This is a genomic window from Acinetobacter sp. Lyrl_1, assembly GCF_051948795.1.
GTDB classification, from domain to species: domain Bacteria; phylum Pseudomonadota; class Gammaproteobacteria; order Pseudomonadales; family Moraxellaceae; genus Acinetobacter; species Acinetobacter towneri.
The window spans coordinates 12,745-37,163 of sequence record NZ_JAYJLK010000032.1 but is presented as its reverse complement, the minus strand read 5'-3'; the positions used below and the strand labels follow the sequence as shown (position 1 = coordinate 37,163).

The following is a 24,419-nucleotide window of genomic DNA, read 5'->3' as shown; positions in this document are numbered from 1 at the left end:
TATAGTGTTTTGGCTGTTTTAAGTGTGGCAACTTTAGCTGCGTGTAGTAATCAGCCTATCAATGAACAAACTCAGGTGCCACAGACCATGCAAAATTGTGTCCCAGAATCTGCTGCGCAGTTAGTTGGTAAAACAGGTTTGACTGAAACACAAATTAAAGCGCTTACCCGAGCTGAAATTGTGAGAATGGTTACACCAGGTCAGCCTGTAACAATGGATTATCGTATGAATCGAGTCACTGTGGTGGTCGATCCGAAAACTAAAATTATTCTACAAGCTTCTTGCGGCTAAACAATTTTAAGAAATTTTCTCAATATTACCCTGAAAATTTGATCTGATTTTCAGGGTTTTTCGTTTTAATCAGCCAATCACTCAAAATTAAAGTACTACAGTGTTAATATATCGGTTGTCTTAAAATTTTAGATCAGGTTAGAAATGCACTTATTTATGTGTTTGAAAAATCAAGGAAATATACATTGATGCAAGCCTTGAATATATCGACACGTTTAGGTGGATTCTACTTTTTCTACTATGCAATTGTTGGGACGTTTTTGCCTTTTTGGAGCCTGTACTTAGAAGATCAGGGCTTTAATTATCAGGAAATTGGTGTTTTATCTTCCATTGCCATTTTAACTCGATTTTTCGCGCCTTTTATTTGGGGATGGATTGCAGATAAATCAGGCAAACGGATGCTTTTGGTACGCATCGCAACTTGGATGGAAGCCAGCATTTGGTTACTGATTTTTATTGTTCCGAATAGCTTTCAGTCTGTTGCATTACTTATGCTGATTTTTAGCTTTTTTCAAAATGCAATTTTGGCACAATTTGAAGGCGTGACTTTGTTTTGGTTGGGCGAGAAACGTGCAGAACTCTATGGCAAAGTGCGTAAATGGGGTTCTATAGGTTTTATTGTCGGGGTTTTTGGCATAGGTGCTATTTTAGAAATTATACCAATCTCCATGTTACCGATGTTGCTACTCAGTATTTCTTTACTGGCATTTCTATGGTCGTTCAGTATTCAAGAACCAAGCACCGCACCCATTGCACAAAAACAACTTGAACCCTTATTGCCCATTTTAAAGCGCCCAGTGGTCTATTCATTTTTTATTATTGAATTGATTTTGCTGTTTTCGCATGCACCATTTTATAGTTTTTATAGTAATTTTTTAAGTCAGGCAGGATTTAGCACAAGTCAGATCGGTTTATTGTGGTCTGTCGGGGTGGTTGCTGAAATCATTATGTTTGCCTATGCGAGTTTGTTTTTAAAGCGTTGGTCTTGGCGTTCACTGGTTGCCGTATGTTTAATTTTAACAGGCTTACGTTGGGTGATAGTTGGTTTATTTCCATCCATATTTTTTGCACATTTTTTTGCACAAAGCATCCATGCCTTTAGTTTTGGATTATTTCATATCATTGCCATGCGGGTGATTTTTCAAAACTTTTCTGCAGGGCAACAAGGTCGTGGGCAAGCACTTTACAGTACCATGTGGGGTTTAGGTGTTGCATTGGGGAGTATTTTGGCAGGGCATTATTGGGATATTGTTTCAGGCGAATGGATTTTTATTTTTGCAGGATTATCTACACTCGTTGGTCTGTGTTTTATTTGGGGATTGCCAAAGCAATTAGAATCGCAGTCAATGTCGAGTGATACCAAAGCCTAGATTGGTGATTTTGCAGTGATACCGTTCTTTTATCAAAAATAGAAGCAAGCAAAGTTGGATGGGTATAGTTTGCTTGCTTCTTACTAATTGATTGCTACATTAAATACGGATTTTAGCGTATTGATGCCACCACGGTTGAGCCGTTTCAAGTTGTGCAGCCAGTTGTAAAAGCACATCTTCACGTGCAAAAGGCGCAATAAACTGCGAACCCAATGGTAAGTTATCTTTATTCCAATACAATGGCACAGACATTGCAGGCAGCCCAGTAATATTGGCAAGTTGAGTAAATGGCACCCATTTTAGGTTTTCTTTGACAATGCGATCGACCAATTTACCTTGCGCTAACCAATGTGCTTTACCTGCATGTAATAGTGTTTTTAAAATTGGTTTTTGCCATGCAGGAGTTTTAACTTCGCCATTTTTTGGTGCAACTGAGGCAGTTGCAGGGATGAGGTATAAATCATAACGCTTAAAGAATTGATTCATTTGCGCGACATATACCCCCCAATTATTCAAATTACGAATGTAATCTACTGACGTGGTTTTTGCGCCAAAGGCAGCCAAAGCCAAAGAGTCGAGCTCAAAATTATCGGAATGATTTGGCAGGCGAGTTTGAATTTCAGCAATTAAATAAGCAAATTGGCCAAACCATGTGGTAATAAAATCTTTGGCCAATTGCATACCATCAATAGCCGGACGGTCTTCAACAACTTCATGCCCTAAAGATTCTAAAAGCTGTACGGTTTTTTGAATGGCATTGATCGCATCTTGTGAAACAGCTGTACCAATCGGAGATTGGGTCGAATATGCGATTCTTAATTTTTTTGGCGCTTGCTGAATTGCATCTAAATAACTGCGTTCAGGAGCTTCAATTTTGAAAAGTGAATGACCATCTGCGCCATGTGTTGCATCGAGCATTGCCGCACTGTCACGTACACTTTTACTTAAAATATGTTGCATTGCTGCACCATGCATGACTTCACTGAGTTGCGGCCCCCACGGGGTGCGTCCACGACTTGGTTTTAAACCAAACAAACCACAGTAAGATGCAGGAATACGAATTGAACCACCGCCATCACTTGCCCCTGCAATCGGTACAATACCTGCTGCAACAGCAGACGCAGAACCACCAGAAGAACCACCACTATTGTGTTTCAAATTCCATGGGTTTTTACACGCACCCCAAGCATTTGGCTCGGTAATCCCTTTAATCCCAAACTCAGGCGTGTTGGTACGCCCAAAGGTAACGATTCCGCTATTTTCCCAACGATTTACAATTTCTGCATTTTGTTCTGCAAGATGATGCGCACGTTTTAAACCCTGACAACCAAATGAAGTCGGATAGCCTGCATATTGTTGAAATAAGTCTTTGACTAAAAAGGGCACACCTGCAAATGGGCCTGTTAATTTTGTTTGTGTGCGCTGCCGTGCATGTTCATGCATAGGAATAATAATGGCATTTAATTGTGGATTGGTTTGTTCAGCACGTTGTAACGCAATATCTAATAATTCTGAGGCCTGAACATCCTTTTTGGCAACGAGCTCTGCCAAGCCTAAAGCATCATATTGGAGGTATTCTGCAAGTTTCATTTCAATCCTGAAAATCTGTATTGTCAAATTGATGTTGTATGCTATTTTTGTTTAAGAAGCAAGAATGACCCGATTACGACCTTGCATTTTTGCCTGATATAGCGCCTGATCTGCCTGAATAATTAAATCTTGTAAAGGGAGATTGGTGGGTAAGTGTGTATGTGACACGCCCATGCTTACTGTAAAATGAATGGGTTCAAGGTTTTCTAAATTTAACGCTTGATGTTCAATACACATACGAATACGTTCTGCAATGCGTTGAGTTTTATTTAAGTTATTATTGTTCAGCAAAATAATGAACTCTTCACCACCAATGCGACAAAATAAATCGTGATCACGTAAATTGCTTTTAACGATGTTAGAGAGATGTTGCAAAGCACGGTCACCGACATAATGCCCATATTGATCATTCATTTTTTTAAAATCGTCGATATCTAACATAATTAAAGACAATGAATGATTGTTTTTATGCTTTAAAGCTTTTTCACTTAACTGAGTAAAACTACGGCGGTTCAGTGTTTCGGTTAAACTGTCATGATTTGCCAAATACAATACTTCTCTATACAACTGATTTCGGTTTTGGCTAATCACACATAAAATTAACGTGGCAAGACCTAAAATAATTAAACCCACACGAATAGAAATAATGGTGGTTAAATAACTCGAATTCACTTGATCTATAAACAAGCCTGTGACGCTGTGATACAGAGTTAAACAGACCAAGCTATTAATCAGTGCCAAATTGAAAAGTTGATAGCTGGCAGCTGCCCAAATTAACGCAGCCAATGGATATAATAGTGCGCCTGGCCCATAGAAAATATGGGTGCAGGCGATTGAGATCAACAATGCAAAAAAAGGTAAGGCATCCCGAATTTGAATTTCTTTAACATATTGATTGTTTATAAGTTCTTTGACTTCAGACCAACGTGGGGCAGCCAAAATCAAAGGTAAGACAATCACCGCATTTAAAATTTCACCAGACCACCAAGTAAAAAAATCAATCCAGCGATTTTCTGCCAACATAAAGCTATGTGGTAAATTCGGCAGCAGAAGAATGGCAAATAAAGCCCCAAAGAAACAGCCTAAAGTTACAGCAATAATATGTGGATATAGCTCTGACACATTATTATTGCTCGCTGGAAGTTTAGCGCGGGCAAAATTAAAGAAAAACAACCCACTAAAAACAGCTACAAAGTTGGAAAGCGTTAAACCTAGCGTCATCAGGAAAGTATTGTCTGTAACTAAATCGGCGCCCATATAGCCAAAAAAAGCACCCAAAATTCCACCAAAACTTTTTAAAGATGGAAAGCGAATGAGTAGCCCCAACAAGAGGGCGTTGCTTGGCCAAAAAAAAGAAAAGTAGCTAAGTGGGCGAGTAAAAATACCCAATAAACAAGAAAAAAAATACCACAACGGCTAGCAGTCCAAAGGCAAATATTTGCTTTTGAGTCGAAGATATAGTTTGCGGTATGTTAAAGTTTTGCAAGTACTAAACTCACTTTTGCAATGGGTTGATAATTAAGAAAATACTTGAATGAGTGTGACGTTCACAACAGAAAGGCGATCATATCAAATAACCATTACCTACAAAGTCGATTAAATGCAAACTAAGTCACATTTTCGTTAAATAAAATTGTTGTCTTATGTTTATGCTTGCAGATTTGGATTAAAAATATGCTAAGTTGTCTAAACGGTTTATATCTTTAAATAAATGTATGAAAAAAATATATCTAACCACAGTTTTAAGCTTATGTTCTGTCTGCGCGATTGCGAATGAAAATACAACAATAGATTCAGCCAAGTTAACGCCAGTAGCAGCAGAAACGACCAATAAATTTCGTGTGGTGACCCGTCCAGAAATTGTGGGGCTGTGGGGCATGCAAATCCCAAATAATCGTAAATGTATTGAATATTACAACTTTAAAAGTAATAGCGATGTGGTGATTAAAAGCGGTCAAGAATGGTCTGCAGGTGTATATGATTATCAACCTTCACAAGACCCTGCAAATTCGTTACCGGCTTTAATTTTGCAAGTTAAATATGACAATAATGAAGTGGATTGTTCTGGATATCAGGAAGACCAAACAGGGGACATTTCACAATATTTTGTAAAATGGAAAGATGCGCACACCATTAATTTCTGTAGTAATGAAAAAGCAGAACAATGTTTTGCGACGTTGTACCGCGTCCTGCCTTAAACTTTTCATTATTTGGTCTATTAGAGATCTTTTATAAACTCGTACCCCTCATCCTGTAGCGCGTGTATTGATCATCTAGAGCGCTAAAGCACAAAAGTAGTGAATTTCAATCTTTCATTAGACGAATTATTGATGATCATTTTTCGAATCCAGAATCAATTAACAAGAGCGACACATTTTAGTGAGTTGAAAAGTTAGGTGAATTCTTAGAATCATTAGACTTTTTCAACCGGCAATGACCTTATTACATAAATTTGGAGCAAGCTGTGATTTAAAGGTTTGAGGAAATTTAAATATAATTAAAACATAGTGTTAGATATTTGTTTCAACAAAGCTCTTACAAATAAGACTTTATTTTCTCTTATTCATATACGAGTGTACGAGTGCATTTTAATTTAATGAAAATTTTATCGTCTTGCTGAAAATAAAAACGGCTACTGAGCCATGCAAGCATTTTGCGACACATGGCTCAGCAATAAATCCATAATTATGCCTCGTCAATTTCTAAAGGATTTAGACTTTGGACAGAACTTGCTTTAAATGGTGCAGCAATTTGCTTTAAATCTGAACCCGATGGGGCTTGATACACTTTTAAGCCAAACTCCGGAATAATTGCCAGCAAATGATCAAAAATATCGGATTGAATACTTTCATATTCTTTCCATGCAGTGGTTTTGGTAAAGGCATAAATTTCTAGTGGTAAACCTTCACTGCTTGGCTGTAGTTGACGAATAATCAATGACTGAGATTGATTAATGCCAGGATGCTGTTTCAGATAAAACTCAACATAGGCGCGGAAAGTCCCTAAATTGGTTAAACGGCGTTGGTTGTATTGTGATTGATTTGCTAACTGCTGATTAAACTGCTCAATTTCTTCATTTTTGCTATGTAAATATTGATCCAATAACAAAAACTCTTTAAGTTTGCTTTGTTCATGTTCAGTCATAAAGTGCACAGAACTTTGATCAATTAAAATGGCACGTTTAATACGTCGGGCACCAGCTTCCTGCATGCCACGCCAGTTTTTAAAGGTATCGGTAATGAGTTTATTGGTTGGAATAGTGGTCAGGGTTTTATCCCAGTTTTGCACGGTGACTGTATGTAATGACATATCAATGACATCACCATCGGCATTTAAAGAAGGCATTTCAATCCAGTCACCAATCCGTACCATATCGTAGGAAGAAATTTGTACCGAAGCCACTAGAGATAAAATGGTATTTTGGAAAACCAACATCAAAACAGCAGCCATCGCACCAAAACCTGCGAGTAAGGTAAACACATCTTTTTTCAGGAAAGTGCCTAAAATCATGAGGGCACAGACCACATAAATAATGAGTTTAACTAACTGCAAATAGCCCTTAATTGGCTTGTTGCGTGACTTAGGGTTGCGTTGATAGAACAGGTTAAAAATATTTAAAAATTCAGAAATTGCCAATGCAATGGTCAGGAATATAAAGGCTTGCGCACCCATTTGCACAAAGCTTTCTACTTTATCTGACAAATGTGGTACGGTGGTGATGCCGTTCATAATCACGACAGCTGGGACAATGTTGGCAATACGTCGGATGACACTATGCTGTGAAATAATTTCACTATTGGCAAAGGTCATTTTAGAAATCAGTTTGCGAATCCCGCGCACTACAATTTGCTTGGCAATAAAGTTGGCTAAAATTGCCAGTAGAATCACAATACTGAGTGAGGTCAGCATTTCTAACCAAGGGTATTGGTTATACCATTCCTGAATATTTTGAATAAAATTAAATTCTTGCAAAAGGTCCTCGCTTTAAGGTTGCTGATTTTCGTCTGCACGGCACTTAGAATTTTGGCCTGCAATTCACCTTAATTCTTCATTGATGTATGAAATTGTTAGATAGTGTATCGACTAAAGTTTAAATTTGAAGGCTGAGTAACTTTTTGCTACATTTCAATTATTTGTTTTTACTGAAAGTTTTCAATCAAGTTGCAGTCATAATAAAAAAGCCAGTACAGATACTGGCTTTGAATAGATACCTAGCATAAATATTTGCATAAATACTTGCGTGATCTACCACATTAAATCATCTGGAATCACATAGGCTGCGTATGGATCTTCTTCATCTGTCGTGGCTTCATTTTTCTCGGCATTATTGACAATAATAAAGCCTTCCATTTTGCTATTAATACGTTCAGCTAAAGCTTTAGGCAGGAACGCATAACTGTCATTTTCTTTGGCAATCACCAAACTACCTGCCACGAGTGCATTGTAAATTTGTTGATTGATATACACTTTTTTAATCTTGCCATCTAAAAACTGATAAGCCACTTCACCATCGGTATCACGAATTTTATGCTGCTGAATCATTTGCATAATTGCTGCTTTCAGTTCTTTTTCCTGTAAAGCGGCTTTCTTTTCTTGCTCAATAGCTTGGTCTTTGGCGAGTTTTTCTTGCTGTGCCTGTGCAATTTTGGCTTTCACTTCAGCATCTTTACTTTCACCTGTGCGCTGTTCGTGTAAGGTTTGTTTAGACAGTTTTTTTGCTTTTTTATTATCCACTAAACCCGCTTTGAGCAATTGTGCCTGTAGTGCATTTTTAACCATGATAATTTCCGAAACTTAATGTTGAAGATGTCGATAGCGAAAATAAATAATCCAATACACCAAACTCAAACTTAGGCTGAGTCCTGCAGGTACCAGAAAAGAATTCAGTTTAAATGTAGGATAAATGGCTGCAGCGAGTAATCCACCCACAAAGAAACCAATTAAAATCAGTAGGTGTAAAACAATACGTCTTTTTTCAACTTGTAAGCCCCGCACTCGATAACCGAGGGCTAAGCCTAAATCGGTCAATACCCCAGATAAATGTGTGGTGCGGATGATGGTGCCTTTATAGTAGCTGATCATGGCATTTTGTATGCCCATGGCAACTGACGCCCAAAGCAGGGCATAACGTGGGAAATAAGGCAATAATACCCAGCAGATTAAAATAAAAAAAGCCACCAAACTCATGGGAAAACCATAGCGACGCCCTAAGCGAAAATTGCTATTTCCTAAAATGACGCCGCTATAAAATGAGCCAATCACGTAGCACAAAATCACCAGAAACAAGAAAATCATGGCTTCTGGTTTCCAGTCGATTAGCGCCATCGCCAAGATACTAACGTTACCAGTCATGTGCGAAACGGACTGGTGCAATACGGTCACCAATCCGAGTACGTTAATAATTCCAGCATTGACGGCTAGAAAAAAAGCACCAAATTGCACCCAAAGGGGTAAAGTTTGAAAAGGCATAATGAGTGATTGCGTAAGTTTCCTAACGCATTGTATCTTAACTCAAACCACGGTCAACCGCAGTAGTAAATAGCACATCGGTAGATGAGTTAAGCGCAGTTTCGGTTGAATCTTGCAATACGCTAATGACCATACCAATCGCAACAACTTGCATAGCAATATCTGAAGAAATACCAAATAAGCCACACGCTACAGGAATGAGCAGTAACGACCCGCCAGCAACGCCTGAAGCACCACATGCCGACACCGTTGCAACCACAGATAAAATCAGCATGGTGCTAAAATCGACAGAAATTCCTAAAGTATTTACCGCAGCTAAGGTCAAAACGGTAATGGTGACCGATGCGCCTGCCATGTTAATTACTGCACCTAACGGAATTGCAACACTCGCGGTTGATTCCTGTACGCCTAAACGCTTGGCTAAGTCTAAATTGACAGGGATATTGGCTGCAGAACTACGGGTAAAGAAAGCAGTAATGCCACTTTCGCGTAAGCATTGAAAAACTAAAGGATAAGGATTGCTGCGGGTCACAAATGCCACCATGATTGGGTTGATGACCAACGCGACAAAGAACATCGTACCTAACAAGACTGCCAATAATTGAGCATAACTGGCTAAGGTGCTCAAGCCTGCATCGGCAAATGTCACGGCAACCAAGCCAAAAATACCGAAAGGCGCAAAGTTAATCACCAAGCGAATAACGCGATTGACTGCATTGGCTGCATCATTCAACAATGCTTTGGTGGACTCTGTAGCATGGCGGAAGGCAATCCCTAAAGCCACAGCCCAAGCCAAAATACCAATAAAGTTGGCTTCGGCAATGGCAACTACAGGGTTAGCAACAAAACTAAGTAAAAGATTTTTCAAAATTTCAGCAAGACTGCCCGGCGGGGTTAATTCTGACTGTGTTGCAACATCTAAAAATAATGTACTTGGGAAAAGCGTACTTGCAATAACTGCACTGAGCGCAGCCAAGAACATACCAATCGCATACATCAGCATAATCGGTTTGATATAGGCATTGCTGCTTCCAATTTTAAAATTGGCAATGGATGCCATGACCAAAATAAACACTAAAATTGGCGCAACAGACTTTAGGGCTTTAATAAATAAATCACCCAAAAGGCTTAAATAGGGCGCAGATTCTGGAAATAAAATTGCAACAGCCACACCGAGTACAATTGCAATCATAATTCGGGAGACTAAACTCAAACGCAAAAAAGCTGAAAACATACGAAAACAAGGTTAAAGAAAAGCGGCTATTTTATACTGAAATATCCATGTGCTTAAAAATAATTTTGATTTAAAAGTTAAGTCTATATTTTTAAAAGTGATATTTATTAAACTGTTTAAATTTCAGCAAGATAAAAGTACTCATTGATCAAAAAGTATGTGTGTTGAACATCCAGTTTTAAAGATAAAATTAAAGATCAATTTCTTGATCTTTAAGTCAGTTCAGGCGCAAGCTCTTGCATGGCTAAATAATGTGAAAAAAAAACTTTTCCATTTAAATGCTGCAAAAGTTTTGAGTGTTGTAATTTGTCCATTACCGGGCCTTTAATTTCAGAAAAATGCAGACAAATATTCAATTTTTTTAGTTCAAGATTTAAATCTTCCAGCATTTCGAGTGCGCTTAAATCAATACTGCTAATACTCGAACAATTCACCACTACATGCTTTAACTGAGGGTTTTGGCTGACTTGATTAATAAAAAAGCCTTTTAAAGTATTGGCATTTAAAAAGGTTAGATTTTCATCAATTCGCATGGATAGCACGTGTGGCACGGTACGCACTTGATGCCGCTGAATATTACGAAAATGTTGTGTGCCTTCAAGTAAACCAATTACCGCAATATGTGGTCGGCTAATACGCCACAACATTAGAATAAAGGTGGACACAATCCCAATAATTAAACCTGTCGAAATATCAATGAATACAACACCAAAGAACGTCACCCACATGGCCAGACCATCGGCTTTGGAATAACGCCAAGTTTCTTTAAAAGATTGGAACTCGACCAGTTTCCAAATTGAAACAATAATGGTTGCAGCCAAAACAGCCAGTGGTAAGTCTTGGAAAAATCCCGTGAAGTATAAACTGACAATAACAATCACGATGGAGGTAAATACACCTGCCATGGGTGTTTTTGCACCTGCATCGGCATTGACCACGGTACGCGACAAACTGCCTGTGACGGGAAAAGAGGAGCTAACACCTGCGCCAAAATTGGCTAAACCGAGTGCAATCAGTTCCTGATTGCTATTTAAGTGACTACGTTGTTGTAAGGCGGTGGCTTGCGCAATAGACAGAGATTCCACAAAACTGATCATGGCAATCATGGCTGCGCCAGGAAGGAGTTGTAGAACAAGTTGTGCATTCCATTCAGGGAATTGAATAGGCGGAAATCCTGAAGGAATTTCTCCGACTGTTTTAATGCCGATTTGTTGCAAATGCAATGAATAAACCAAAGCAATTGAAATGATCACCAATACCAATGGCAAGGCTTTTAAGATAAAGCCGCTACCTCGAACACGCTCACGAATGGCATTACTGTTGATGATTTTAGGGGCATAAATTAGAAATAAAATGGCAGCAACACCCAAGAGCACGCTATAAAAATGGGTTTGTCCCATATATTTCCAAAAGCTGTATAAGAACTCAGGTAAGTTATTGGCTTTAAGGGGGATGTCTAACACAAATTTAAGCTGTCCAATCGCAATCATTAATGCAGAGGCAATAATGAAGCTTTTAATAACAGGATGGCTAATGAGTTGAATTAAAAAACCGAAGCGAAAAATCCCTAAAAGTAGCGAAATAATGCCGACCATCACAGCAAGTAAACAGGCTGCTTGAATATAAGCTGCCGAGCCGACTTCAAATAAAGGATTGAGCGTCGCAAAGGTCATCATAGAAATAATGGCGACTGGGCCAATGGACAAGGTTGGGCTGCCACCAACCAAGGCGTACATAATCATGGGGATCACGCTCGCGTATAAACCCATGACAGGAGGCAAACCTGCAAGCATGGCATAGGCCATTCCTTGAGGTACCAACATGGCAATGACAATAAACGCAGACAGCAGATCAGATTTCAATGTTTCTGCATTGTATTTTCGCAGCCATTGCCAAGCAGGTAGTACACGAGCCAAACGTGAATTGAAATCTGACATACTGAAATCTAAATCATAAATTTAGATATATTATGAACAAAAAATGCTAAGAAGTCTTTGAAATAGCAGGAGAGTATTCAAGTTTTATGGTAATGCCTGATAATACAGGCATTATCATTTAGACCTGCGGGCAATAAAGTGCATAGAGGGTATTAAGTACCTGCACCATTTTTTCATCTTTAATTGAATAAAAAATTTGCTTGCCATCACGGCGGGTATTCACCACATCACTTTTACGCAGCATCATTAATTGTTGCGATAAAGTAGGCTGATGAATTTGAGTTATTTCTTCAATTTGCGATACGTTTAATTCTTGTTGAGATAAATGACAAAGAATTAAAAGACGGTCACTATTCGCCAAAGATTTTAAAATTCCAACAACGGTATCCGCAGATTCACGCATTGATGTGATTTCAAGACCATCGTTCATTGTTTTATTCTCTTAATTTACAGCTAACCCAATATATATTAGGCGGGAGTGGAAGATAAATTATATAACATAAATCATTATTTATATATGAGAACAAGTATCATTTAAGAAAAGATATCAGCCAATCATAAATAATGGGCTGATATTCTAATCAAAAAATTGATAAAAAAGTGGCTGAGTTACAATAAAACCTATTTTTTCACCTGTTCAAAACTTTTTAATTCTTTCTCACTAAATTCACTCGATGCAGCTAATAACTCGTGAATTTCTGGGTTATACCAAGCAAAGTATTCAGACATTTTGGCACTAAAAGTATCATCTAGGCTTATCTGCGCAGCATTGTGTTGCAACAAGGCTTGCTGATCTAAACTGCTGATAAAACTTTTTAAGGTGGCACTATCAAAATAATATGCAGACTTAAATTGTGCAGAATCTGCAGCGCGTTGTAATACGGTTTTGGTCATTTTTTCCAAAACTTTCAGATTTAAAGGGATGTGTGCGCTATAATGCTGCAAAAGCCCTTGAATCAATACGAAATTATTTAAACTTGGTTTTGCCAGTTCAGCTAAGGCATAGAGTTCATGCTGTGTAGCTGGGTTCGGCTGTAATTGCAGATTTGCTTCTGTAACCCAATTTTGCTGAATAAAGTACGCCACAATTTTTTCGATTTCTTGAGAAAGTTCTTGCGCCGTCCATGCCAAGAAAAACTCTTGCTTCAAATATGGATAAATCGCCTGCAGTTTTTGCATTAAATCTGCGCATGATAATGCTAAATTTTGTTCATTAAACTGCTGCACAATTAATGCTACACACGCAGGCAAAATAAAGCAGTGCAAAATATTATTGCTAAAATAGCTCAATAAGATTTTTTGGCTTTCTGCGACTCGAATCTGTTCTACACCATCTTGGTTATAACGCTCAACTTGTTTAAGTTTTAGCGCATATTCAATAATTTCTTGTGGATTTAAACCCGTAATAATCATACGTGGGTCGTAGCACAATTGTTTGAGCAAACGTCGATATTGTTCAATTCGGGCGAGCAGCTCATCTTGTTTCAATGCATGCTGATCGGCATTTAATAAAATCAGAGAGATGAGGGCGATTGGGTTAATCACCACCGCTTTATTGATATTTTCCAAGATTGCATGCGCAGTATGATCTACCGTGTGAATCACAGAGGTCGGTAGTTCATCATTTATGTTCAGTTTTACATCGCGTGCTTGGTTGGCAGTTAAAACATCATCTAAAAATACAGGTTCGCCAAAGTTGACATAGACCTGACCAAAGACTTTTTCAATTTTACGGGCAGAGTTTAAAATACCCCATAAAGATTCGGCTTCTTTCGGTTTGCCGTTTAATTCATTTAAATAAGATGTGCCTTCAATCAGTTTTTCATAACCAAAATATGTCGGAATAAATGCAATTGGTTTGGTTGCTCCGCGTAAATGGCTTTGAATGGTCATCGACAACATGCCTTTTTTCGGCGGTAACAATAAACCTGTACGTGAGCGTCCACCTTCAATGAAGTATTCGAGTGGGGTGTTGCGTGACAATAAACTGTGTAAATATTCTTTAAATACCGAGGTGTATAATTCATTGCCGCTGAAAGTACGGCGAATAAAATACGCACCTGCACCACGCATTAATTGACCCACAATTGGTAAATTTAAATTAATACCTGCTGCAATATGCGGCACCATCAAGCCACGATTAAAAATCACATAAGACAGCAACAAATAGTCGATGTGGCTACGATGACAAGGGGTATAGACGATTTCATAGTCTTTGGCGAGTTCGCGTACCGTGTCAAAGTGATGCACTTCAATGCCATCATAGAGCTGTGTCCAAAGCTTGGTCAGTGCCAGTTCAGCAAAACGCAAAGTCGAATAAGAAAAGTCCGATACAATTTCAGTTAAATAGCTTTTAGCACGGTTTTCTGCTTCAAACATACTGACTTTTTGTTCGATACTTTCTTTACGAATAGCTTGTTGTACTGCTTCACTTTTCATCAACGCATGAATCAAATTACGGCGGTCAGATAAGTCTGGGCCTAAAATCGCTTCTTTGTGTTGATTAAAATTGTGTTCCAGATGTTGCTCAATAAAGTGCGCAGGCGATAAGTGTGGTTGTTGTTGTGTGGCTTGTTCAATAAGCTGACGTAAGGAAATTGCTTTATGAAACTCGATGTAGTTATCACGTGAATAGAGCGAAATATTAATGGTTTGTTTAAGCTTGTTTGGCGTAGACCATGCATCGGCAAATAATGCTTTAAACCAAGAGTCTTCGTATTCGGGTGAACGTCCCCAAAGTACAGTTACGGGAACTAACAACACATCATGTTCAGGATGTTGCTCTAAGGTTTCAATGAGTCGAATCAATTTAGCAGAGTAGTGATAAGCACTGTGCTGTGGGTTTTTCTCACGCAAGACCAAAATGGAATCGTCTTCCTGATGCTCGGCAATGTTTAAAGGCGCATACACAGAAGGTAAACCACGAGATTGCGTCTGCTGATCAATCAATACGGTATTGCTGAGAGAGGCATCTTGCAGCACATAACAAAATTGTGTTTTTTCAGAGCTTTGTGCAACACGATGTTCTAATTCTGCAGTCGTGCCTAATACTTGTGGCGTCACAATCTTATCTAAGATTTTTTTAGTGAAATTACGATAAAGCTGACTGTAACGTTTATTAGACATTGCATTCCCTACATTTTGTTATGTGTTGCTATTGTCAAAAAATAAATAGCGAATTTCAAACCCAAGTGCCGAGAAAATCGACAATTAAACTGAGGTCGTCATCTCTTTATTCTAATTCGCATTTTGTTGAAAGCTAATCATATTTTTGTATAAAACAATTTTCGTGAAACATCGGCAAAAATTTTATAAAAAGGTATGATAATTTAAATTTTGTTTATATAGATATAACTTAGGGAATAATCATGACCACAGATGCAGCTTTTTCAACACCAGCAAATTTAGGGATTGCCGTATATAGCAATAATGCAGAAGCGATTGGTAACACGCCATTGGTACGCATTAACCGTTTAATTTCTGGCGATGCAACGGTTTTAGCCAAAGTGGAAAGCCGTAACCCTGCATTTTCTGTGAAATGCCGTATTGGTGCTGCTTTAATTGCCGATGCTGAAAAACGTGGCGTGTTAAAAGCAGGTATGCATATTGTAGAACCGACCAGTGGTAATACAGGAATCGCTTTGGCATTTGTAGCTGCAGCAAAAGGTTATGAGATTACACTAACGATGCCTGCAAGCATGAGTATTGAGCGCCGTAAGGTGTTGAAAGCGTTGGGTGCAAATTTGGTGCTGACTGAGCCTGCAAAAGGTATGAAAGGCGCGGTGGATGAAGCAGAGCGTTTGGCAACCGAACATCCTGAAACTTATTATTTGCCGCAGCAGTTTAATAACCCTGCCAATCCGCAAATTCATGAAGAAACCACAGGCCCAGAAATTTGGGCAGCAACAGGCGGCAAGGTCGATATTCTTGTTGCAGGTGTAGGTACAGGCGGTACTATTTCTGGTATTTCGCGTTATTTCAAAAAGGTAAAAGGTCAGGCATTGCATACTGTTGCAGTCGAGCCTGCTGAATCTCCAATTATCGCTCAGGCCAAGCGTGGTGAAGCCATTACGCCTGCACCACATAAAATTCAGGGGATTGGCGCTAACTTTATTCCAAAAAACCTAGATTTAGATTTGGTGGATGAAGTGATTGCGATTGAAAGTGCTGAAGCAATTGACTGGGCGCGTAAAACAGCAACCCAAGAAGGTATTTTAGTCGGTATTTCAAGTGGTGCAGCAATGGCTGCTGCTGCAAAATTGGCGGCACGTCCTGAAAATGCAGGTAAAAATATTGTGGTGATTTTACCTGACAGTGGTGAGCGTTATTTATCTTCAGTATTATTTGAAGATATTAGTGCAGAATGATGTGTCTTTAGACAGTCAAAAGAATTTGAAAAATCCCAAAGTTTGAACTTTGGGATTTTTTATTTAGAGAATAAATTTATGAGGTGAGTTAATACGTTCTGAAAAGCAAATTTCTTTCTACTTAGACGCTAATATTTAGCGGGATCAGCAATGAATCCAACGAAGCTAACTATGTAAAAATCAAACAATCGTAGATACTTTATCTGGCGTCATCAGTGCTTGATTAATATATAGCTTGATTAAGCGTTCACGTGACCCAATAGCTTTTTGATAATGGGTAGAATTGAGTAATAACGACGCACCATAAGTTACTGTCCAAATATAAGACAGATAATCACGGATCGACATCGCGCTGTTAAAGGACTCTAAATAGGCTTGGGTGATGTCCTTAATTTCTAAAATACGCTGCTCACGAATATCGTATAACTGTTCAAACAATTCATTTAGTTTACGTTCATTATTGGTTAAGCGTTCTTCAATCGAGTGCAGCAAAATCGTACGGTTGGAATTAAGCATGTTATACAGCATGTACTGCGAAACATAAGTTTGAAAGTTATGGTGATACTGTTTGGAAATATCCAATAAACGCTGTTCATTTAAAATAATTAACTCTAAATAGAGCTGATTTTTACTTTTGAAATATTTATAAATTGTGCCTTTGGCAATATCTAACTCTGCAGCCAACTCACTTAATGTAATATCATTATGATTTTCCAGTAATAAAACCTCAGCCATTGCCAAAATTTTCTCTTTACGACGTCGGAAATTTTCTTGGCGTAGAGTCGTCATCAATCAATATTCCAATTACAACCAATTAAGCATGTTGGAGTCTAGTGCAGTTTGAGCAACTTGAAAATAGCACCAAGGTCTTGAAAAGGTAAGTTTTAACGTATGTTCATCAGTGAACCAATGAATTTAAAAAATATCATGTGAAAAATAGCACAATCCATAAGCCAAATCGGTTGTCAATAAAACTGAACCAAACAGGTCATTTTAGTGAAATAAAATTGGATTTCTAAAACTTTTATTCTATTTTTCATAAGCAAGGCCTAAAAGTCTAAGATCAATCAAGCATAGCAATTCAGCACTTTGCGAGATTGCAATGCTCATCTTTTGATTTACATTTAACGTGAATTACTTGCTAACTCACAGGGATGTTATTTGTAATTTTAAAAAGCATGGCTTTTACGGTAATCACTTTAAAAAGACGGTAATAAGGGACTAAAAATGATTGTAATTGTAGATGCTGTACGTACCGCAATGGGCGGCTTTCAAGGTTCACTGGCAAGTTGTACAGCACCCGATTTAGGCGCGGTTGCAATTCAACACGCAGTTGCACGTGCAGGTTTAAGTGGGACTGACATTGATGAAGTAATTTTTGGTTGTGTATTGCCTGCAGGTTTGAAGCAAGGCCCTGCACGTCAGGCGATGCGTCAAGCGGGTTTACCCGATAGTACAGGTGCAACCACCATCAATAAAATTTGTGGCTCTGGCATGAAAGCTGTTATGCAGGCAGCCGATGCTATTCAGGCAGGTTCAGCGCAGATTGTGGTCGCTGGCGGTATGGAATCTATGTCGAATGCGCCGTATTTGCTAGATAAAGCACGTGCAGGTTTCCGTATGGGACACGGCAAAGTCACAGACCACATGTTTCAGGAAGGTTTAGAAGATGCTGAAACAGGCTTGTCGATGGGCGTGCTGGCGCAAGACATGGCAGACAAGAAAAACTATACCCGTGAGCAGCAGGATGAATACGCAATTCGCTCTTTAAACCGCGCGGTAGAAGCCATTCAAAACGGTTATTTTAAAAATGAAATCGTGCCTGTCACTGTTCATTCACGTAAAGGTGATGTGATTGTCGATCAGGATGAACAACCGTTAAATGCCAAAGTCGATAAAATTAGCAGTTTGCGTCCCGCATTTAAAAAAGATGGCACGATTACAGCCGCCAATGCCAGCTCTATTTCAGATGGCGCATCTGCTCTGGTGATTACATCAGATGTGGTTGCGGCAGAGCGTGGCTTAAAACCGCTTGCAAAAGTTGTGGCATACGCGACACATTCACAACATCCTTCTGAGTTTACTCTTGCTCCTGTAGGGGCGATTCAAAAAGTGCTAGATAAAGCAGGGTGGTCGGTTGCCGATGTAGATTTGTGGGAAATTAATGAAGCCTTTGCCATGGTAACCATGCTTGCGATAGATGCTTTTGATTTAGACCCTGCCAAAGTGAATATTCAGGGTGGTGCATGTGCTTTGGGGCATCCTCTAGGTTCTTCAGGTTCACGTATTATTGTGACGCTCATTCATGCATTGCAACGTATAGGCGCGAAAAAAGGCGTGGCATCTTTATGTATTGGCGGTGGTGAAGCCACAGCGATTGCGGTGGAGTTAGTTTAAGTCCAGCTCGTCTAACTGCAGATTCATCTATAAAAAATAGAGTTCTCGAAAGAACTCTATTTTTTTAACTTTTAACTTATTAACAATAACAATGAAGTTTTATGCTTGGATAAACTGCTTCACTGCTTGGTTAAATTCATTTGGCAATTCTACGTTAGAAATGTGCGATGCATTGATTTCAAACAATTGGCTATTGGCAATACGTTCAACCATAAATTGACCATCGACAACTGTTGTCACAGGGTCTTGCTGACCTGCAACCACTAAAACAGGCACAGTGATGTCTTTAAGTTGTTCACGTACATCCGCTTTAGCCAAAGCTTCGCAACAGCTCGCATAACCTTCGGCGCTGCCAGCTGCCAAGTCGTTTTGAAGATTGTTGACCACTGTCGCGTTGCTTTGGATAAAGGGTTCAGTAAACCAGCGTGATGCTGCAGTCGAAGCAATCGGTTGTAAACCTTGTTCGCGTACCAATGCGGCACGGTCATTCCAAGCCTGTTCTTGACCAATTTTTGCCGCAGTATTACACACCACCACCTGATTAAAACGTTCAGGGCGATGAATCGCTAACCATTGACCTGTTAAACCGCCCATAGAAATACCACAGAATGCCGCTTTTTCAACATTTAAGTGATCGAGTAGATTTACAACATCTTGACCCAATTGATCAATGCTATATGGACCTTGCGGAGCTGATGATGCACCGTGACCACGTGTGTCGTAGCAAATTACAAAAAAGTCTTGCTGGAAAAAATCAATCTGTGCTTGCCACATTTTGAAGTTTGTACCCAGCGAGTTTGAAAAAATCAGTGCAGGTTTTGTAGCATCACCAAAAGTTTGGTAATTGATTTGCGCATCATTTGAGGTAAAAGTTGGCATTTTTTTTTAAATCCTTAATCTTATAAATCCCCCTAAATCCCCCTTTATGAAAGGGGAACTTTTAATGAGGATTAAACACGTTCAATAATCAAAGCAATACCTTGACCAACACCAATACACATTGAACATAAACCGTATTTACCGCCAGTTTGTTCAAGTTGGTTCAGTGCTGTAGTGACTAAACGCGCACCAGATGCACCAAGTGGGTGACCTAAAGCAATTGCACCACCGTTTGGATTGACTTTCTCTGAACCATCTTCAATGCCTAAGTCACGAGTACATGCTAATGCTTGTGCAGCAAAGGCTTCGTTCAGTTCAATCACGTCCATTTGTTCAATGGTCAAACCTGTTTGTGCCAACAATTTTTTGATTGCAGGCGCAGGACCAAAGCCCATAATACGTGGTTCAACACCAACAACAGTTGAAGCAATGATTTTGGCACGTGGTTTTAAGCCGTGTTGTGCAACCGCTTCTTCAGAAGCAATCAGTAGGGCAGCCGCACCATCGTTAATACCTGACGCGTTACCTGCAGTCACAGTACCGTCTGCTTTTACCACTGGCTTTAATTTTGCCAATGCTTCTGCTGTGGTTGATGCACGTGGATGTTCATCTGCAGCAACAACGACAGGCTCGCCTTTACGTTGTGGAATTTCCACTGCAATAATTTCTTTGTCAAAGAAACCGCGTGCTTGTGCAGCAGCAGTACGTTGTTGGCTGGTTAGAGCAAACAAGTCTTGATCGGCACGGTTAATATTGAACTGTTCCGCTACATTTTCAGCAGTTTGCGGCATAGTTTCTACGCCGTACATTTCTTTGAGTTTCGGGTTAATGAAACGCCAGCCCATTGTGGTGTCTTCAATTTTTTGACTACGACCATAAGCAGATTCTGATTTACCCATCACAAATGGAGCGCGGCTCATTGATTCAACACCACCTGCAATAATCAGGTTTGCTTCACCTGCTTTAATTGCACGTGCGGCCATTGCAATTGCGTCTAGCGATGAACCACATAAACGGTTTACAGTGGTTGCTGGCACTTGGTACGGTAAACCTGCTAAAAGTGCAGACATACGACCCACGTTACGGTTGTCTTCACCTGCTTGGTTGGCACAGCCGTAAATCACGTCATCAACTTGTTCCCAGTTTACAGATGGATTGCGTTGCATAAGTGCTTTGATCGGTAATGCGCCTAAGTCATCAGCACGGACTGGAGCTAAACCACCTGCATAACGACCAAATGGGGTACGGATGGCATCGACGATATATGCGTTTTTCATATTTTATTTTCCAAATATCTTAATCTCTCCCAACCTCCCTTTAAAAAAGGGAGGAGATTCCCACCTAAAATTACTTGATGGAAGTCCCCCTTTGAAAAAGGGGGATTTAGGGGGATTTAGGGGGATTAAAAATTATATTTAAAGACGATTAAGCCTGAGTCGCATCAATCAGCTTTGCACCAGTCAATGACTGTAATTCTTCAAAGCTCAAGCCTTCAACTTTTTCAAGAACTTTCATGCCTTCAGGAGTTACGTCAATCACACATAAGTCAGTGTAAATGCGGTCTACACATTTCAAGCCAGTTGCTGGGTAAGTCAATTCAGCCACGATTTTTGGTTCACCTTTTTTGGTGACGTGATCGGTTGTGATAAAGACTTTTTTCGCACCAACGGCTAAGTCCATTGCGCCACCAACAGCAGGAATCGCATCTGGCGCACCTGTGTGCCAGTTTGCCAAGTCGCCATTTTCAGCCACTTGGAATGCACCCAATACTGCGATGTCTAAGTGACCGCCACGCATCATGGCAAAAGAGTCACCATGATGGAAGAATGAGCCGCCTGTTAGCATGGTCACGAATTCTTTACCTGCGTTGATTAACTCAGGGTCTTCTTCACCTGCAGGAGGTGGTGGACCGAAAGCCAATAAACCGTTTTCAGAGTGTAAGAATACGTCTTTGTCTGAAGGCAGGTAGTTTGAAATTTTAGTTGGTAAGCCAATGCCGAGGTTGACATAAGCACCGTCTGGAATGTCTTGTGCCACACGTTCAGCGATTTGATCACGTGTTAATTTGGTATAGCTCATGATGTTCTCCTTCACGTGACAGTTATGCAGATTGTTCAGGTTGTTTTGCGCCAACGGCAACAACGTGCTGAACGAAAATACCCGGAGTGATGATGTGTTCAGGATCTAACGCGCCTAACTCAACCACTTCAGAAACCTGTGCAATTGTCACATCGGCAGCCATCGCCATGATTGGGCCAAAGTTACGTGCAGATTTACGGTACACCAAGTTACCCCAACGGTCGCCTTGCTGTGCTTTAATTAAAGCAAAGTCTGCGCGGATTGGGTTTTCTAGTACGTAGTCTTTACCTTCATAATTTAAGGTTGGTTTGCCTTCTGCAAGTAAAGTACCAAAACCTGTAGGGGTATAGATTGGACCTAGACCCATACCTGCAGCCTGAATACGGCATGCCAAGTTACCTTGCGGCACCAGTTCAAGCTCGATTTTGCCTGCGCGGTAAAGTTCATCAAATACCCAAGAGTCAGACTGACGTGGGAATGAACAGATAATTTTACGTACCGCGCCAGCTTTTAGCAGTTTCGCTAAACCGTAGTCACCATTACCTGCGTTGTTGTTTACAATAATTAAATCTTTGATGCCAAGTTCAATCAAACCATCAATGAGTTCCGCTGGCTGACCTGCGGTACCAAAACCACCAATCATGATGGTTGAACCATCTTTAATTTGCGAAAGGACTTCTGTTAAAGAAGTTTGACTTTTATCAATCATAATGTGTCCTAGACAATTGCCTGTCCATTAACTTTTGGAACTTTGAGTTGAAGGTAGGGGTGCTGCTGAGTTGTCGCGTTTGGTTAATACCCAATGTGCGATCAAACCAATACAGATGCCCCAAAATACAGAACTTAGCCCTAAAAACTGCATGCCAGAGGCAGTTGCTAAAAAGGTGATGAGGGCTGCATCACGCTGTGATTCTTTACTCATTGCAACTGAAATATTGGTGGCAATTGCACCCAAAAGTGCAAGTCCAGCCAAAGCTGCAATCAGTTCTTTGGGCAATAGGCTAAATAGCATGACGATGCTACCCGCAAATAACCCACCTAAAATATAGAAAATACCGTTTGCAACACCTGCAATATATCGCTTTTCTTTCAGTTCGTGCGCATCTTTACCTAAGCATAATGCTGCAGTAATAGAGGCAAGTACAATGGTAATTCCTCCCACACACGCAACGGCAAGAGAAGCGATACTGGTCGCACTAATAATAGGCTTAGCAGGCATGTCATAACCGCTAATTTTAATAATTGCCATACCCGGTAAAAACTGCCCAGACAAGCTGACTAAAATTAAAGGTAATGCCAAGTTTAAGGTTGAATTCCACGTCCATTCAGGTGCAATAAACTGTGGAATTGCCAAACTAAAATTGGTGGTGACAGGGTTAATTTTACCGAGCATTAAGCTGAGTATAATGCCTGCAGCAAGCACCCAAATCATGGCATAACGTGGACTAAAACGCTTTGCCAATAAAAATACCGCTAGCATCCCAAATACAATGTATGGCAGGGTATCGGTTGCAGTAAATAAGCCTAAGCCAAATTGAACCAAAATACCTGCCATCATGCCTGCTGCGACTTCTTGCGGAATCCAAGACAGGAGTTTGTCAAAATAACCTGTGATTCCAATCAAAAAAATCACCACAGCAGAGGTGATGTAGGCTGCAACTGCTTCATTCAGGGTAATATCGGGAAACAGTGTGACCAGCAATGCGGTACCGGGTGCAGACCAAGCGGTGACAACAGGCACTTTGTATTTAATGGACAAAAAGATACCTGCGACAGCAGCACCAATAGAAATTCCCCAAATCCATGAAATCATCATGTCTGGGGAAACTTGGGCTTGCTGTGCCGCTTGGAAAAAGATGATCAATGGCCCTGAATAGGAGATCAGCACTGCTAAGAATCCTGCAACAGTGGCTGAAATTGACCAGTCATTTTTTAAAGTTTGGAACAGGTGACTCATTGACGATTTGCCTCCTTGCGTCAAGCAATGATCCTGTTGAAGTTGGTCATGATCTTGGCTTAGCCCTGATCACCACCACCTACAGGTACAACGGTACCTGTCATGTACGATGACTCATCAGAAGCAAGGAACAGAATCGCATTCACTTGTTCCTGAATGGTGCCATAGCGACCCAAGAAGGTACGATCAATGGTTTGATCGACCACTTGTTGCATCCACTCTTTTTCAGATTCTGAAAGTGGGTTGGCATTACGTGGCACTTTACGTGGTGGCGCTTCTGTACCGCCAGTTGCAATAGCATTCACACGAATACCATCTTTGGCATGTTCAAAGGCGAGGGAAGCGGTTAAACCGTTTACACCACCTTTAGACGCCGAATATGGCACGCGGTTAATACCACGTGTTGCAATTGAAGATACGTTTACAATGGTACCTTTCTGGTTTTTCACCATTTCAGGCAATACTGCGCGGCAGCACCACATAGTAGGGAACAATGAACGATTCACTTCTTTGATAATTTCTTCTTCAGAAAATTCTTCAAAAGGTTTCATCCAAATTGCACCGCCTACGTTGTTGATGAGCACATCAACACGACCATAGGTTTCAAGTGCTTTAGCAACCACAGATTCTGCACCTGCAAAAGTTTCAAGGTTGGCTTTTACGGTTACTGCATCGCCACCGTGTTCTTCAATTTCGGCCAACACTTCTTCTACATAGGGAGAAAGGTCTGCCATAACCACTTGGGCACCTTCACTCGCCACTTGTAAAGCCACACCGCGACCAATGCCTTGAGCGGCACCAGTCACGATTACAACTTTGTTTTCAAATCTTTTTGTGCGATTCATTTTA

At 40.1% G+C, this 24,419-nt stretch carries 21 protein-coding genes; 5 read left to right on the top strand and 16 right to left on the bottom strand.

The genetic code is table 11. The annotated features are described in order from the left end of the window. Both VF675_RS10385 and VF675_RS10380 read left to right on the top strand, forming a co-directional pair. A partial coding sequence (locus tag VF675_RS10385; RefSeq protein ID WP_440205185.1) for an I78 family peptidase inhibitor occupies positions 1–291 on the top strand: 291 nt, incomplete at its 5' end. A 188-nt stretch (positions 292–479) separates the two neighbouring features. After that, a complete protein-coding gene (locus tag VF675_RS10380) occupies positions 480–1,661 on the top strand; it encodes an MFS transporter (RefSeq protein ID WP_096901597.1) in 1,182 nt (393 codons plus the stop codon). 99 nt (positions 1,662–1,760) lie between these two features. Here VF675_RS10380 and VF675_RS10375 read toward each other — a convergent pair whose 3' ends face one another. Both VF675_RS10375 and VF675_RS10370 read right to left on the bottom strand, forming a co-directional pair. Then, on the bottom strand, positions 1,761–3,251 hold the full coding sequence (locus tag VF675_RS10375) for an amidase (RefSeq protein ID WP_440205184.1): 1,491 nt from the start codon (positions 3,249–3,251) through the stop codon (positions 1,761–1,763). A gap of 51 nt (positions 3,252–3,302) precedes the next feature. Then, positions 3,303–4,580, bottom strand: a complete 1,278-nt coding sequence (locus VF675_RS10370) for a diguanylate cyclase (protein ID WP_440205183.1) — start codon at positions 4,578–4,580, stop codon at positions 3,303–3,305. A gap of 386 nt (positions 4,581–4,966) precedes the next feature. Here VF675_RS10370 and VF675_RS10365 point away from each other — a divergent pair, with 386 nt between their 5' ends. Beyond that, positions 4,967–5,449, top strand: coding sequence for a hypothetical protein (locus VF675_RS10365; protein WP_440205182.1), 483 nt, complete (start codon positions 4,967–4,969; stop codon positions 5,447–5,449). 487 nt (positions 5,450–5,936) lie between these two features. Here the strand turns inward: VF675_RS10365 and VF675_RS10360 are convergent, their stop codons facing one another. The 7 genes from VF675_RS10360 to plsB form a co-directional block, all read right to left on the bottom strand. After that, entirely contained in the window at positions 5,937–7,223 is a 1,287-nt protein-coding gene (locus VF675_RS10360; RefSeq protein ID WP_096901601.1) for a mechanosensitive ion channel family protein, read from the bottom strand. A gap of 273 nt (positions 7,224–7,496) precedes the next feature. After that, positions 7,497–8,030: a DUF2058 domain-containing protein gene (locus tag VF675_RS10355; RefSeq protein WP_004973493.1), complete on the bottom strand. Its 534-nt coding sequence runs from the start codon at positions 8,028–8,030 to the stop codon at positions 7,497–7,499. A 15-nt stretch (positions 8,031–8,045) separates the two neighbouring features. Beyond that, positions 8,046–8,720, bottom strand: a complete 675-nt coding sequence (locus VF675_RS10350) for a YoaK family protein (protein ID WP_004973496.1) — start codon at positions 8,718–8,720, stop codon at positions 8,046–8,048. A gap of 37 nt (positions 8,721–8,757) precedes the next feature. Further along, a complete protein-coding gene (sstT, locus tag VF675_RS10345) occupies positions 8,758–9,954 on the bottom strand; it encodes a serine/threonine transporter SstT (protein ID WP_179988981.1) in 1,197 nt (398 codons plus the stop codon). A gap of 212 nt (positions 9,955–10,166) precedes the next feature. Beyond that, positions 10,167–11,891 (bottom strand): SulP family inorganic anion transporter, encoded by a 1,725-nt coding sequence (locus tag VF675_RS10340; RefSeq protein ID WP_440205181.1) that lies wholly within the window; start codon positions 11,889–11,891, stop codon positions 10,167–10,169. Between the two features lie 118 nt (positions 11,892–12,009). After that, positions 12,010–12,321 carry an ArsR/SmtB family transcription factor gene (locus tag VF675_RS10335; RefSeq protein WP_004973501.1) on the bottom strand — a complete coding sequence of 104 codons (312 nt, stop codon included), beginning with the start codon at positions 12,319–12,321 and terminating at the stop codon, positions 12,010–12,012. A gap of 191 nt (positions 12,322–12,512) precedes the next feature. Then, entirely contained in the window at positions 12,513–15,017 is a 2,505-nt protein-coding gene (gene plsB / locus VF675_RS10330; RefSeq protein ID WP_180168543.1) for a glycerol-3-phosphate 1-O-acyltransferase PlsB, read from the bottom strand. A gap of 242 nt (positions 15,018–15,259) precedes the next feature. Here plsB and cysK point away from each other — a divergent pair, with 242 nt between their 5' ends. Next, positions 15,260–16,258, top strand: coding sequence for a cysteine synthase A (cysK, locus tag VF675_RS10325; RefSeq protein WP_004973505.1), 999 nt, complete (start codon positions 15,260–15,262; stop codon positions 16,256–16,258). A gap of 180 nt (positions 16,259–16,438) precedes the next feature. Here cysK and VF675_RS10320 read toward each other — a convergent pair whose 3' ends face one another. After that, complete coding sequence (locus VF675_RS10320) at positions 16,439–17,047, bottom strand: TetR/AcrR family transcriptional regulator (RefSeq protein ID WP_440205180.1); 609 nt, start codon at positions 17,045–17,047, stop codon at positions 16,439–16,441. A gap of 438 nt (positions 17,048–17,485) precedes the next feature. Between VF675_RS10320 and VF675_RS10315 the strand changes: the two genes are divergently transcribed. Then, complete coding sequence (locus VF675_RS10315) at positions 17,486–18,655, top strand: thiolase family protein (RefSeq protein WP_096901606.1); 1,170 nt, start codon at positions 17,486–17,488, stop codon at positions 18,653–18,655. Between the two features lie 99 nt (positions 18,656–18,754). Here the strand turns inward: VF675_RS10315 and pcaD are convergent, their stop codons facing one another. The 6 genes from pcaD to benD form a co-directional block, all read right to left on the bottom strand. Further along, positions 18,755–19,534, bottom strand: coding sequence for a 3-oxoadipate enol-lactonase (pcaD, locus tag VF675_RS10310; protein WP_096901607.1), 780 nt, complete (start codon positions 19,532–19,534; stop codon positions 18,755–18,757). 71 nt (positions 19,535–19,605) lie between these two features. Further along, entirely contained in the window at positions 19,606–20,811 is a 1,206-nt protein-coding gene (gene pcaF, locus VF675_RS10305) for a 3-oxoadipyl-CoA thiolase (RefSeq protein WP_070155120.1), read from the bottom strand. Between the two features lie 148 nt (positions 20,812–20,959). Beyond that, positions 20,960–21,613 (bottom strand): 3-oxoacid CoA-transferase subunit B, encoded by a 654-nt coding sequence (locus tag VF675_RS10300; RefSeq protein ID WP_104851987.1) that lies wholly within the window; start codon positions 21,611–21,613, stop codon positions 20,960–20,962. Between the two features lie 22 nt (positions 21,614–21,635). Continuing rightward, on the bottom strand, positions 21,636–22,322 hold the full coding sequence (locus VF675_RS10295; RefSeq protein WP_104851986.1) for a 3-oxoacid CoA-transferase subunit A: 687 nt from the start codon (positions 22,320–22,322) through the stop codon (positions 21,636–21,638). Positions 22,323–22,349: 27 nt separating this feature from the next. Continuing rightward, complete coding sequence (benE, locus tag VF675_RS10290; protein WP_004973520.1) at positions 22,350–23,570, bottom strand: benzoate/H(+) symporter BenE; 1,221 nt, start codon at positions 23,568–23,570, stop codon at positions 22,350–22,352. Positions 23,571–23,629: 59 nt separating this feature from the next. Beyond that, positions 23,630–24,415, bottom strand: a complete 786-nt coding sequence (gene benD, locus VF675_RS10285) for a benzoate diol dehydrogenase BenD (RefSeq protein WP_004973522.1) — start codon at positions 24,413–24,415, stop codon at positions 23,630–23,632. Positions 24,416–24,419 lie beyond the last annotated feature (4 nt).